Source organism: Bacteroides sp. DH3716P, from assembly GCF_025914115.1.
GTDB lineage: Bacteria > Bacteroidota > Bacteroidia > Bacteroidales > Bacteroidaceae > Bacteroides > Bacteroides ovatus.
In genome coordinates this window covers 3,639,961-3,652,547 of the sequence record NZ_CP083673.1, presented here as the reverse complement: position 1 = coordinate 3,652,547, position 12,587 = coordinate 3,639,961, and the positions used below count along the sequence as shown (strand labels likewise).

Sequence of the window (12,587 nt, the reverse complement as noted above, 5' to 3'; positions counted from 1 at the left end):
TATAGATTAAATGAATCTACATAAATTATACTCAATATACCTCTTACCCCTTATCGTCAGTATACTGACGATAGGGTTGGTAACTGGTTGTTCCGACGATGATGAAGCACTGCAAAGCCAGTATGGTTATGTGCAGTTCCGACTTTTCAAAAGCGCGTCGTTTGAAGGAGCAACTACTCGTGCGACAGACAAACTTGAATCGTTGTCGAGTGCACAGAAGATAAAGGTGGTAATGGAGCATAACGGTACAACCGTTTCGCAGACTTTACCTTTGAACGCATACAATGAAAATAATGCAGAATATGGTATGCGTAGTGAAAAATTGCAGTTAGTTGTCGGTACTTATAAAGTTATCGGTTATTATCTGTATGACAAACAGGATATAGTGTTGTTGGCTGGTCCTGGTGGAGATGATAATGAGTTCGTTGTTGTTGGTGGCGGACTTCAGGAAAAAGCATTAGCGGTAGATGCCGTGTCTCGCGGAACTGTAACTTTCAAATTGACAAAAGAATGGCTTCCGGCTACTCGTGCTGCTGGTGAATATCTGTTTAGTGATATTCGCTTTATCAATGTCACAGTGATGAATACCTTCAATAGGGTCACTACTGAACTGAAAGATATGAAAGTCACCTATAAAGAAGATTCTAAAAAGAATGAGATTTCTGGTAATCCTGATAACAAGTATATGGATATAGGTGTAGCGACCTGCGACTCTGCCGTATGGCTTCCTGCCGGAACTTATCAGGTAGTAGCTTACACCACTTACACAAAAAGCGGTAGTACAAAAAAGGAACTGGAAACGCAACCCGTCAGAGGCGAACCTTTCGTTGTGAAAGATAATGAGTTGACAGAAGATGCTAATGTGCCTATCCAATTGAAGGAAACTGCAGAGTATATCAAGGACTATATAGCACTGAAAGAAATTTGGAAAGCTTTAGGTGGTGAAAATTGGAAATATTATGGAGGTTCAGTAGATAATTCTGTGCACAGCTCAAATTGGAACTTCAATAAAGAAATGGACATGTGGGGCGACCAGCCCGGTGTTGATTTGGATAGTAACGGGCGCGTTACCGGACTTTCAGTCGCCGGCTTCGGAGCCAAAGGCTTTGTTCCTGATGCTATCGGACAGTTAACAGAACTGAGAACATTGTCTTTCGGTACACATAGCGAAACGCTGAGCGGAAGAAAGTTTGGTGAAGACGAACTGACTCCAGATATGAGTGAGGAACAGAAACAGCGGATACGTATGCATTATAAGAGAACATTCCTTGATTACGACCCGCGTCTGAATATGTCGGAACTTATACAAGATGCTATCAATAGGAATCCGAAAATGAAACCTATCAAGAAAAACAGTCGTATTACATTGAAGGATACACAAATAGGAACTTTTACTAACGATATTACGTTTGTATCGAAAGCTATTATGCGATTGACTAAATTGCAGACGCTGTTTTTTGCCAATTCGCCTTTCACTCAAGATGACATCGCAACCAAGTGGGCAAAAGAGGATTCCGAATATGCCAAACAATATATGAATGAGGATCTGAGCTGGAGCAAAATGGAGTCATTGACAGATGTGGAACTGTATAATTGTCCTAATATGACCCGTCTTCCGGAATTTATATTTGATCTTCCGGATTTACAGTTGCTTAATATTGCTTGCAACAGAGGTATTAAACCTGACGATATATTGGCTGATTGGCAAAAATTGGCGGACGATGAAGATACAGGTCCGAAGATTCAGATCTTATATATGGGATACAACAATCTGGAAGCATTCCCGCCACACGAGTCGTTGAAGAAGATGGTAAAGCTTGGTTTGCTGGATTGTATTCACAATAATATCAGCACACTGAATCCTTTCGGTACGGAAGTCAAACTGACAACTCTTAAGCTGGATTACAATCAGATAGAAGAAATTCCGGATGATTTCTGTGCGTTTACCGATCAGGTGGAAGGCTTGGGATTTTCACATAACAAGTTAAAGTATATTCCGAATATATTCAATGCCAAATCGGTTTATGTAATGGGTTCTGTAGATTTCTCATACAATGAAATTGGTTCGGAAGGTAAAAATATAAAATGTGGAATGAGTGAGTTCAAGGGTATCAATGCCAGTACGATTACCTTATCCTATAATCAGATAGAGAAATTCCCGACAGAATTGTTTGCGTCAGGATCTCCTATTTCTACTATTGATCTGAGCAATAATAAGATGACATCGATTCCGGAATATTCACTGAAACCGAAAGAGGGTAATTATAAGAATACGTATCTGCTGACTACTATAGACTTGCGTTTTAATAAACTCACAAGTTTGTCCGATGATTTCCGGGCGACCACTTTACCTTACTTGAGTAATATGGATGTCGGCTTCAACTGTTTTTCTAAATTTCCGACGCAGCCGCTGAACAGTAGTCAGTTGCAAGCTTTTGGTATCCGCCACCAGCGTGATGCAGAAGGTAACCGTATTTTGCGTGAATGGCCTACAGGTATTACTACTTGTCCGAGTTTGATTCAATTGCAAATCGGTTCGAATGACATCCGTAAAGTAACCGAAACGCTGACTTCGAAACTTTGGATTTTAGATATTGCAGACAATCCCAATATATCTATTGATGTGACAAGCGTATGTCCTTATATTGAAGCAGGTATGTATGCGCTTATATATGATAAGACACAGGATATTCGTGGTTGTGATGCTTTGGATATTGAACGATAATAAAAAAGATGCTATTAATGAAATATTTAAATAAAATAACATTAGGACTGATTCTTTGCATGGGATTCATTTCATCGTGCAAGGATGATGATGAAGCGGGAATCAATGGTATCTCGGTAGATAAGGAAGAGATTACTATTGGTGCCGAAGGAGGAACAGAGAGGATATCCGTTTCATCTAATGAACAATGGGTGGCACGTGTGTCTGAGCCTTGGATTGCCGTTTCACCGGCAAATGGTGTGGGTTCGGCAGACTGCGTTCTTGCCATAGACTCTACACTGAAAAATACTGCACGCGAGGCACAGATACGCTTTTCTATGAATGGAGGTGAATCTAAATTGGTTACTGTTACGCAGTTTGGCTTCGGCAAGCAAATTATAGTGAGAGAACCGGAAGTGGAAATTCCCAGTTCCGATACTCACAAAAAACGTCATTTTGAAACTACCATCTCTACGAATGTTGAATTTGTGATCGATAAAGTAGATTATTCTTTTGCTGAAGAGGCTACAATGACCGCTGAGGAGAAAGCGGAAGTGGAGAGAGAACGTACTGGTTGGCTGACATCGCCGAAAATGGAGGATTTAAAGGTTGATCTTGACAGGGGTGCGCGTCCCCGTACTCTGAAGGTTGATTTCCGTTGGGGAATGAATGTGGCTCCTTATACTCGTGTCGCAAAAGTACGTTTAGTTCCGGCACATCCGGAAACAGACCAATTAGTAGATGATGACGGTAATGAAATTGATGCTGTTGTGTTGACTGTAACACAGAAGGCTGCAATGAAAATTGAAGATAACCGTTCGGGAGACTCGTTGGCTGTAATCACTATTAATAGCAAACTCCAGACCATGATGAGTTTCGATACTAGTGAAAATATGACTAACTGGGATTTTGTGACGCTTTGGGAGGCTACTGATAAGGAGATTAAAAATAACGAAGTTCCTGAGGAAGCAATAGGACGCGTGCGTTCGGTAAGTTATGCCATGATTGATTTGCAAAGTGGTGATTCTATACCAAAGGAAATCCGTCATCTGAAGTATTTGGAATCATTCTCTATTCAAAGTAATGCGAACCGACAGACACGTACAGTTCATTTGGGTGAGGAAATCTGTGAATTGGAATATTTAAAGAATCTCACTGTATTTTCTCTTGGAATTGAAGACTTCCCTAATAATTTTGTTAAATTAGGTAAGAAACTGGAGAAATTGGATTTGGCAAGCAATAATTTCAAGACATTGTCAGTGATTACTGAAAAAGTAAACCAGAACAACTTCCCGAAATTGAAATATCTGACATTGACCGGCTGCCGTGCTACGGAAACGCTGAGCGATTTAAGCCTGATTGAAGGCACTAAATACAATGGTAGAGAGGTCGGATTGTATGTGAATATTTCTAAAGGGCAACTGGAACGGGAGGCTTTCTTGAAATTGCTGACTTGGGATAATCTGCTTTCACTGCAAATGTCATACAATTTTATAGAGGGTGAACTTCCTACAGATGAAGAAGTAACCGAAGCTTTGAGAGCGGCAGGAAAACCACTGACTTATAAGGCTGATGATTTCTTTACTAAAGAGGAACTGACAGCTACGCCGTCTGTATACCAGAGTAAGATATCAAAAGACACTTGCCAATGGTTGTTGACAACAGATCAGCCTGTGGAATATAAGAAAACCAAAACTACGGTAAATGGGCAACAAATACCGCGTGTATTGCCATTTGCCCGTAATGTTCATTTCAACTTGAACTTCCTGACTGGTGCTGTGCCGAATTGGATTTTATTCCATCCTTATTTTGCATATTGGTATCCGGAAACCATGGTATTCAATCAACAGGAGAATGGTAAGAATTCAAGTGGAACCGTGGTTGGATTTAGTAATGTGGATTTGGTTAACTACGATTATTCTTATTATTATGGAAAAGAAGATCCGGGGAACGATACAGTTGTGGATGGTGTAGCTTATCCGTTATATTTCAGAAAATTCGTACTATCGGATACAACTGACTAGGCTAATTGTGGCATAAATATCATTAACAAGAATAATTTAAAAAGGAACAATGAAGAAAAAATTCTTATATACAGCACTGTTTGCTATGATATTGGCTTCATGCTCGGAACAAGAACTTATTGAACAACCGTCTACCCCTGTAGGGGGGACGGAAGTTCAGCTTCCGGCTGATGTCACTTCCGGCGAACTGCTGATTAAATTCGATCCTCAAATGACAGATATTCTTGATCGGACTCTAAAGGTTACGACAAGAAGTGGAGGAGCTATGACTCGTTCCGGTATTCCATCTACGGATGAAGTGTTGGACATTCTGGGAGCATATCATTTTGAACGTATATTTCCGGTAGATGTTAAGAATGAGGAGCGTACACGCTCTGCCGGATTACATCTTTGGTATCGGGTAAAGTTCGATGAAAATACAGATTTGAAGGAAGCTGCCAGTCGTCTTGCTAAATTGGGAGAGATATCCAAGGTACAGGCTAATGGCCATATTAAGCGTGCTTATAATACTAAAGGTTACAGGAGTTATATAAGCGAAGCTGCGTTACAACAAAAATCAGCTACACGTGCTGTAACAGCAAGCGGTAGATTCTCTGATCCCGGATTACCTTATCAGTGGCATTACATCAACAGTGGTACTAATGAGTTCGATAATAAAAATGGGCTTAATAATGGTTCGGAAGCTGGATGCGATGTAGGTTGTACGGAAGCTTGGAAGAAATGTACTGGCGATCCTGCTATTATTGTGGCTGTGTTGGATGAAGGAGTGATGCATAGTCATCCCGATTTAAGAGATAATATGTGGATGAACGAAGGAGAAGAACTTTATGCCGATACAGATAAAGATGGTAATGGATATAAAGATGACAAGTATGGATACAATTTCGTAAGTGATACAGGTATTATCTCGTGGATGGAGGCTGAAGATTCCGGACATGGAACACACGTTGCAGGAACTATTGCTGCTGTGAATGGTAATGGTGAAGGTGTTTGCGGTATTGCCGGTGGTGACGGGCCAGGAAAGCCCGGAGTGAGAATTATGTCTTGCCAGATCTTTTCAGGTGTTAATGGTGCTACTTTGGATGCAGAAGCCAAAGCAATTAAATATGCTGCGGATAATGGTGCTGTTATCTTGCAATGTAGTTGGGGGTATAACTCTTCTTTGGCTAATATGATTGAAGGATATTCTCCCGGACCGGGTTCGGAGGAGGAATGGGAAAATATGTATCCGCTGGAAAAAGAAGCATTAGATTATTTCATCAATAACGCCGGTTCTCCTAACGGAGTGATTGACGGTGGATTGGCAATCTTTGCTGCTGGTAACGAATATGCAGGAATGGCCGCGTTTCCCGCTGCTTATTCCAAATGTATATCAGTGAGTGCAGTGGCGGCAGATTTTACTCCCGCTTCTTATTCAAACTATGGTAAGGAGGTGACTATTTCCGCTCCTGGTGGTGATACGGAATATTATAATAAGGTGGGACAGGATGATCCCGAAAGTTGGTCGGATGGAATATATTCCGGTTCTATTTTGTCTACATGGATACAAAATGGTACAGCTACATACGGATTCATGGATGGTACATCTATGGCTTGTCCGCATGTATCGGGAGTTGCAGCACTAGGTTTGTCATACGCTTATCAGCAACGTCGTCACTTTAAAGCTAGTGAATTCATTGAGCTGCTAAAGGCTTCTGTAAAACCGTTGGATAGTTGGTATGGCAATGGAAAGGTGAAAAAATATTATCGCAACCATCTATCGGTAGGTGCTTCTCTTACCCAAATAAATTTGTCGAAATACATTGGTAAGATGGGGGCTGGTCTTGTAGATGCAGGACTTTTGCTTGATAATATCGAAGGTAAAGGTTCGGACATGGTAGTGCCGAATGTGTATGTGGCGGAAGGTGCGGAATCGACTCTCAATTTGGCTTACTATTATGTGGGAGGAGAGAACCTGACTTATATCTGTACATCGAGTGACACATCGGTTGCTACGGTAACTGTTGAAGGTACACTAATGAAAGTATCCGGATTGAAAACCGGTGCGACTCGCATCCTGGTGAAAGTAAGTAACGGAAACGAACAGACCATTACAGTTACCGTGCGTAAGAATGCGAATGATAACGGTTGGATGTAAATTCTGATATTTTAATGAAACCATTTACTCTGATACGGCTAATTTTATTAAGTGCAGTCATTGGACATTGCCGGATGCTCGAAGCCAGGATTGGTTGTTCAGCTCCACAGGTACGAATTGATTCACTTATAAATCCGCCGTTGTTAAAGCAGGCCGGACAAATACTGCATTTCGACAGTACATTAATAAATATCGGAACATTAACCGAAGATGATGCTCCGAAGACATATCGTTTCATGTGTACTAATGTAAGTGGTAAGACCTTGAATTTAACCCGGGTCAAAACGACTTGTGGATGCGTGGTTGCGGATATTCAATCCGGAGATATATTACCGGGGGAAACAAAGGTTATCGGATTGACTTATAATCCGAATAACCATCCCGGAACGATAGATGCAAATGCTTTCGTTTATTTGTCGCTTTCTGACGAAAAACCTGTGGCACGACTCACATTAAGAGGTAATGTGCTACCCGGCGCAGATGAATGGGCGCGGTATCCATATATAATGGGGAAATTGCGGCTCAAACAAAACCGGATGGAATTTAAAATTTCCGGGAAACGCTTGTCAGAACGAATTCTCTGTGGTAATAGCGGAGAGCAAGAGTTACGTTTGTCAGCCTCCGGTGTTCCCAAGTTTGCAACTTTTCGTACGGAACCGGAGGTTATCAGTCCGGCGGGAGAAGCTGATATAGTGGTTACGATAGATACATCACAGATTCCTTCAGGAAAAGGCAGTTCGTTTACCTTTCCTATTATAATAGAAGGAATAGATGGACCGCAGTCTGACCGTACATTGAATATTAGAGTAAATCGTATTGAGTAACGTAATAAATAAAAGAAAATATGAAGAATATATTTAATTTGATAGCATTATTCGCCTTCGTACTTTGTTTCACTTCTTGTGATGACGATGAGAAGACGGATATTCCGACATTGCCGGTCACTCCGGCCAACTTGAACGGTACGTGGCAACTGGCCGAATGGAACGGACAATCTCTTGCCGAAGGTACGTATTGCTACATAACCTTTAACCGTAAGGAACAAACTTTTGAAATTTACCAGAAGTTTGACAGCATGTACGCGCGTTATATCACTGGCGATTTTAGCATTGAAAAAGATCCTTATTTGGGATATGTGATTAGTGGTGAATATGATTTCGGCAACGGTGAATGGAACAATGATTATATCGTAACCGATTTATTGGAAGCCGGTTCTATGATTTGGACAGCGAAAGACGATGCGGGGGATGTGTCTAAATATGTTCGTTGTGACGAGGTTCCTTCTAAGATTGTAGAAGAAGCGAGAGCTGATACGGATAATTAAGTTTTAATTTACGGAAAGAAAAAGAGGATTCACGCCATTCAGTAAATGGAGTGAATCCTTTTTTTATACTGATTTATCTCTTTACCTAATAATGCTAGTCATGTCACAAAAAAAAGTCATGAATTATTTGGAAATAAGATTAAGGATTTCTATCTTTGCATTGGATTTATAATTGTAATGAATACAACTTTGAAAAGAAAGGAAGATGATGAAACCATACGATCGATTATTAGAGCATAATATCAAGCCTTCTATGCAACGCATCGCTATCATGGAATATTTGATGGAGCATCCGATTCATCCGTCGGCTGATGATATTTACACTGCATTGTCTCCTTCAATGCCGACACTTTCAAAGACCACGGTTTATAATACTTTGAAATTGTTTTCCGAACAGGGGGCGGCATTAATGCTTACGATTGACGAAAAGAATACAAACTTTGATGCGGATACTTCTGTACATTCTCATTTCCTTTGCAAACGTTGCGGACATATTTATGATTTGAAATGTCCGGAAGCGATTAAACAAGTGGAAAATCTGGGAATGGATGGTCACCAGGTATCAGAAGTTCATTATTATTATAAAGGTATTTGCAAGAATTGCTTAAGTAAAGATAAAGAAACACGTATTGACTAATTAATTTAAAATTGAGAAGAAAATGAAAAAATTTAGATGTACTGTATGCGGTTACGTTCATGAAGGTGACGCAGCTCCTGAAAAATGCCCATTGTGTAAAGCTCCTGCCAGCAAATTCGTAGAAGTTGTTGAGGTAGAAGGTGGCGCATTGTCTTTTGCTGACGAACACGTTATTGGTGTGGCAAAAGGTTGTGACGAAGAAATGATTAAGGACCTGAACAATCACTTCATGGGAGAATGTACTGAAGTTGGTATGTATTTGGCTATGAGCCGTCAGGCAGACCGTGAAGGTTATCCTGAAGTAGCTGAAGCTTTCAAACGTTACGCTTGGGAAGAAGCTGAACATGCTGCTAAGTTTGCGGAATTGTTGGGCGACTGCGTATGGGATACTAAAACGAACCTGCAGAAACGTAAAGATGCTGAACAAGGTGCATGCGAAGACAAAAAACGTATCGCAACTCGTGCTAAAGCTCTGAATCTGGATGCTATCCATGACACTGTACACGAAATGTGCAAAGACGAAGCTCGTCACGGTAAAGGTTTTGAAGGATTGTACAACCGTTATTTCGGTGATAAGAAATAATTAAGCCTAATAAACTCTTAAAAGGTCTGTATTCTGCAACGAATACAGACCTTTTTTATTTATATTTGTCTATCAATTTTTAAATACCACAGTTATGAGAAAAGTACAACTATTGTTAGTTTGTTTAATGCTTTCGGTGGCTGCTTTTGCTGCTGACAAAGTGATTAAATTGCCGAAGCCTAATTTAAACCGTACCGGTGCGGTGATGAAGGCATTGTCTGAACGACATTCAACTCGCGAGTATGCTTCTAAATCATTGAGTCTGTCGGATCTGTCTGATTTGTTATGGGCTGCTAATGGGATAAACCGTAAGGAATCCGGAATGAGAACAGCTCCGTCGGCGTTGAATAAGCAGGATGTGGATGTATATGTAGTATTACCTGAAGGAAGTTATCTGTATGATGCTAAAAATCATCAGTTGACTCTGGTTGCTGAAGGAGATCATCGTGGAGCAGTAGCCGGTGGACAGGCATTTGTGAAAACAGCTCCGGTGTCCTTGGTGTTAATCAGTGATCTTTCCAGATTTGGAGATGCGAAGAGTGCACGCAGCCAGTTGATGGGGGCTATGGATTCCGGCATCGTTTCTCAAAATATTTCAATATTCTGTTCCGCTGCTAACATAGCAACAGTGCCACGCGCTTCGATGGACAATGAACAATTGAAGAAAGTTTTGAAATTGAAAGATAGCCAAATGCCAATGATGAATCATCCTGTGGGATACTTCAAATAAGGATTGGCAAGATATACAAAAGAGTGACGGTATCCCGCAAGGATACCGTCACTCTTTTCCTATTATAGCGTTACTATCCCGACCGGATAGCGTCACTATATTTTCTTCTTTACTTCAAGAGAAATTCATCAATCGCTTTTTTGTAAGTTGCCTTGTCAGCAGCTCCACGGAAAAGCTGTGGATCTCCTTTCATGGGAATGAATACAAACAATGGAATACTTGTTGCATTAAATAAAGCTGCCAGTTCTTTTTGTTTATCTACATTGACTTTGTAGATGACAATTTTTCCGGCATATTCCTTTGCCAATTCTTTCATGATAGGAGCTGTCTGGCGACATGGTCCGCACCAATCTGCATATAAGTCGATGATGGCGGGCTTATTACCTTTATAATTCCACTCCTTTGATTTCTCATAATCGAAGACGTCTTTCAGAAACATTTCTTTGTCCATTACGACGACTTCACCGTTACCTGTTACCTCTTTTTTACCTTGATTAGTTTCCCTACTGTCATTGAATGCGTATACAATTACGCTTGCCATGACGAGGGCTACCATTACTAATACTTTCTTCATTCGTTATTATTATCTTTTTATGTATAATGCTTCTCGATAACCCCTTGCAGTTCGCTACTATGGATTACGCCGGAATGTCTCCAGACAGCCTCTCCATTCTTGAACAGTATAAAGGTCGGTACAGCTTGTATGCGATATTTAGTAGCCAGGTCTTCATGCTGGTCAACGTCTATCTTTGCAATACGTGCTTTATCTCCCACAATAAGTTTTAGTTCTTCTAAAACCGGTTTCATTGCTTTGCAAGGTCCACACCATTCTGCAAAGAAATCAACTAAAACGGGCACTGGTGACTGTATTAAATCTTCAAATTTTTCCATAATCTTTTCTTTCTTAGAGTTAAAAAGCAGTCTTTGAAGACCGCAAATATAATTTCTATTTTATTATATAACGAGAAAAAGCTGATTTTGTTCATGAAATAGTAATCATAGAGTCATCATCTTGTAATGTGAAAGAGGGAATTTTGCGTATCTAAAAATAATGGAACTATGAAATTTTTATTTATTGTTCAAGGTGAGGGGAGAGGGCATTTTACACAGGCAATCACTCTCGAAGAAATGTTATTGCGCAATGGGCATGAAGTAGTGGAAGTCTTAGTCGGGAAAAGCTCGACACGTACTTTGCCGGGATTTTTCAATCGGAGTATTCATGCACCGGTGAAGCGATTCATTAGTCCGAACTTTCTGCCTACGGCAGATAATAAACGGGCGAACCTGACGAAAAGCTTTGCATACAATTTATTAAGATTACCGGAGTATCTTCGTAGCATGTATTATATAAATCAGCGGATCAGGGAGACAGGGGCGGAAGTTGTCATCAACTTCTACGAGCTTTTAACCGGACTTACCTATGCACTCTTCCGTCCCTCCGTTCCGTATATTTGTGTTGGGCATCAGTATCTGTTTTTACATCGTGATTTCGAGTTTCCGGATAAAAATTCGTGCCAGTTATGGATGCTGCGTTTCTTTACCCGGATGACCGCTCTAAGATCTTCGAAGAAACTGGCTTTGTCTTTCCTGGAAATGGAACAGGATGATATGAATCAAATAGTGACCGTTCCTCCATTGATTCGTCAGGAAGTGACCGCTATCCGTCCGGAAAAGGGTGATTATATTCATGGATATATGGTTAATTCCGGGTTTGCTGATAGCGTGGAGAGTTTTCATGCGAAACATCCGGAAGTTCCTTTAACTTTTTTCTGGGATAGATCGGATGCTGAAGAGGTGACACGGATTGACGAAACATTGAGTTTCCATCAAATAGATGATGTGAAGTTTCTTAATGCTATGGCGGGTTGTAAGGCTTATGCCAGTACGGCAGGCTTCGAGTCTATTTGCGAAGCAATGTATCTTGGAAAACCTGTATTAATGGTTCCGGCACATATTGAACAAGACTGCAATGCCTATGATGCAATGAAAGCGGGGGCAGGAATAATCAGTGATTCCTTTGATTTGCAGCCGTTGCTTCGTTTTGCAGGAGAATATACTCCGAACCGTCATTTCGTTTATTGGGTTCGTAGCTGTGAACGTCGGATGATCCGTGAACTGGAGAAACTGGCAGCTTCACATTCAGAAATAACTTCAATACCAACATTCACTAATTATTTACCAATATGAAACTAAACAGAACGGATTATGTGCTTGAACGCGCATCAGATGGTGGCTACTATGCCTGGTTGACTGTAAATATGCAATGTAATGCTTATGGGGAATCTCCTGAAGAAGCAGTTCAGAATTTACAGAATATAATGAATGAGATGATTGACGAGATGTATATGGTGGAAGAGTTTATATAAATTGAAAATAGAGAATTAAAAATTGAGAAATATAATGCCAGATGGCATAACTTTTATTTCTCAATTTTTAATTCTCAACTCT

At 40.5% G+C, this 12,587-nt stretch carries 12 protein-coding genes; 10 read left to right on the top strand and 2 right to left on the bottom strand.

The window, feature by feature from the left end:
• The first annotated feature begins 10 nt into the window (after positions 1-10).
• The 8 genes from KQP79_RS13625 to KQP79_RS13590 all read left to right on the top strand — a co-directional run bounded on the left by KQP79_RS13625 (position 11) and on the right by KQP79_RS13590 (position 10,139).
• Entirely contained in the window at positions 11-2,725 is a 2,715-nt protein-coding gene (locus KQP79_RS13625) for a DUF4458 domain-containing protein (protein WP_061448539.1), read from the top strand.
• A 17-nt stretch (positions 2,726-2,742) separates the two neighbouring features.
• Positions 2,743-4,728, top strand: a complete 1,986-nt coding sequence (locus tag KQP79_RS13620) for a BACON domain-containing protein (RefSeq protein ID WP_195310583.1) — start codon at positions 2,743-2,745, stop codon at positions 4,726-4,728.
• 49 nt (positions 4,729-4,777) lie between these two features.
• Entirely contained in the window at positions 4,778-6,865 is a 2,088-nt protein-coding gene (locus KQP79_RS13615; protein WP_061448542.1) for a subtilase family N-terminal domain-containing protein, read from the top strand.
• A 14-nt stretch (positions 6,866-6,879) separates the two neighbouring features.
• Positions 6,880-7,689 carry a DUF1573 domain-containing protein gene (locus KQP79_RS13610; RefSeq protein WP_061448567.1) on the top strand — a complete coding sequence of 270 codons (810 nt, stop codon included), beginning with the start codon at positions 6,880-6,882 and terminating at the stop codon, positions 7,687-7,689.
• Positions 7,690-7,709: 20 nt separating this feature from the next.
• Positions 7,710-8,189, top strand: a complete 480-nt coding sequence (locus KQP79_RS13605; RefSeq protein ID WP_032843748.1) for a lipocalin family protein — start codon at positions 7,710-7,712, stop codon at positions 8,187-8,189.
• 208 nt (positions 8,190-8,397) lie between these two features.
• Complete coding sequence (locus KQP79_RS13600; protein WP_061448569.1) at positions 8,398-8,826, top strand: Fur family transcriptional regulator; 429 nt, start codon at positions 8,398-8,400, stop codon at positions 8,824-8,826.
• A gap of 22 nt (positions 8,827-8,848) precedes the next feature.
• Positions 8,849-9,409, top strand: coding sequence for an NADH peroxidase (locus KQP79_RS13595; RefSeq protein ID WP_004297333.1), 561 nt, complete (start codon positions 8,849-8,851; stop codon positions 9,407-9,409).
• A 94-nt stretch (positions 9,410-9,503) separates the two neighbouring features.
• Positions 9,504-10,139, top strand: coding sequence for a SagB/ThcOx family dehydrogenase (locus KQP79_RS13590; RefSeq protein WP_004306006.1), 636 nt, complete (start codon positions 9,504-9,506; stop codon positions 10,137-10,139).
• A gap of 109 nt (positions 10,140-10,248) precedes the next feature.
• Here the strand turns inward: KQP79_RS13590 and KQP79_RS13585 are convergent, their stop codons facing one another.
• Together KQP79_RS13585 and trxA are read right to left on the bottom strand one after the other, a co-directional pair.
• Positions 10,249-10,713, bottom strand: coding sequence for a thioredoxin domain-containing protein (locus KQP79_RS13585; RefSeq protein ID WP_004306007.1), 465 nt, complete (start codon positions 10,711-10,713; stop codon positions 10,249-10,251).
• Positions 10,714-10,730: 17 nt separating this feature from the next.
• Complete coding sequence (gene trxA, locus KQP79_RS13580; RefSeq protein ID WP_004306008.1) at positions 10,731-11,030, bottom strand: thioredoxin; 300 nt, start codon at positions 11,028-11,030, stop codon at positions 10,731-10,733.
• A gap of 168 nt (positions 11,031-11,198) precedes the next feature.
• Between trxA and KQP79_RS13575 the strand changes: the two genes are divergently transcribed.
• Together KQP79_RS13575 and KQP79_RS13570 are read left to right on the top strand one after the other, a co-directional pair.
• A complete protein-coding gene (locus tag KQP79_RS13575; protein ID WP_004297338.1) occupies positions 11,199-12,326 on the top strand; it encodes a glycosyltransferase family protein in 1,128 nt (375 codons plus the stop codon).
• Entirely contained in the window at positions 12,323-12,505 is a 183-nt protein-coding gene (locus tag KQP79_RS13570; RefSeq protein WP_004297339.1) for a type II toxin-antitoxin system HicB family antitoxin, read from the top strand. Before KQP79_RS13575 ends, KQP79_RS13570 begins: the two co-directional genes overlap by 4 nt.
• The last annotated feature ends 82 nt before the right edge of the window (positions 12,506-12,587 follow it).

What these genes read in the sequence shown, in the direction of transcription:
- KQP79_RS13625 (WP_061448539.1), top strand. Translation starts at nt 11, where the DNA reads ATGAATCTACATAAATTATACTCAATATACCTCTTACCCCTTATCGTC.
- KQP79_RS13620 (WP_195310583.1), top strand. Translation starts at nt 2,743, where the DNA reads ATGAAATATTTAAATAAAATAACATTAGGACTGATTCTTTGCATGGGA.
- KQP79_RS13615 (WP_061448542.1), top strand. Translation starts at nt 4,778, where the DNA reads ATGAAGAAAAAATTCTTATATACAGCACTGTTTGCTATGATATTGGCT.
- KQP79_RS13610 (WP_061448567.1), top strand. Translation starts at nt 6,880, where the DNA reads ATGAAACCATTTACTCTGATACGGCTAATTTTATTAAGTGCAGTCATT.
- KQP79_RS13605 (WP_032843748.1), top strand. Translation starts at nt 7,710, where the DNA reads ATGAAGAATATATTTAATTTGATAGCATTATTCGCCTTCGTACTTTGT.
- KQP79_RS13600 (WP_061448569.1), top strand. Translation starts at nt 8,398, where the DNA reads ATGAAACCATACGATCGATTATTAGAGCATAATATCAAGCCTTCTATG.
- KQP79_RS13595 (WP_004297333.1), top strand. Translation starts at nt 8,849, where the DNA reads ATGAAAAAATTTAGATGTACTGTATGCGGTTACGTTCATGAAGGTGAC.
- KQP79_RS13590 (WP_004306006.1), top strand. Translation starts at nt 9,504, where the DNA reads ATGAGAAAAGTACAACTATTGTTAGTTTGTTTAATGCTTTCGGTGGCT.
- KQP79_RS13585 (WP_004306007.1), bottom strand. Translation starts at nt 10,713, where the DNA reads ATGAAGAAAGTATTAGTAATGGTAGCCCTCGTCATGGCAAGCGTAATT.
- trxA (WP_004306008.1), bottom strand. Translation starts at nt 11,030, where the DNA reads ATGGAAAAATTTGAAGATTTAATACAGTCACCAGTGCCCGTTTTAGTT.
- KQP79_RS13575 (WP_004297338.1), top strand. Translation starts at nt 11,199, where the DNA reads ATGAAATTTTTATTTATTGTTCAAGGTGAGGGGAGAGGGCATTTTACA.
- KQP79_RS13570 (WP_004297339.1), top strand. Translation starts at nt 12,323, where the DNA reads ATGAAACTAAACAGAACGGATTATGTGCTTGAACGCGCATCAGATGGT.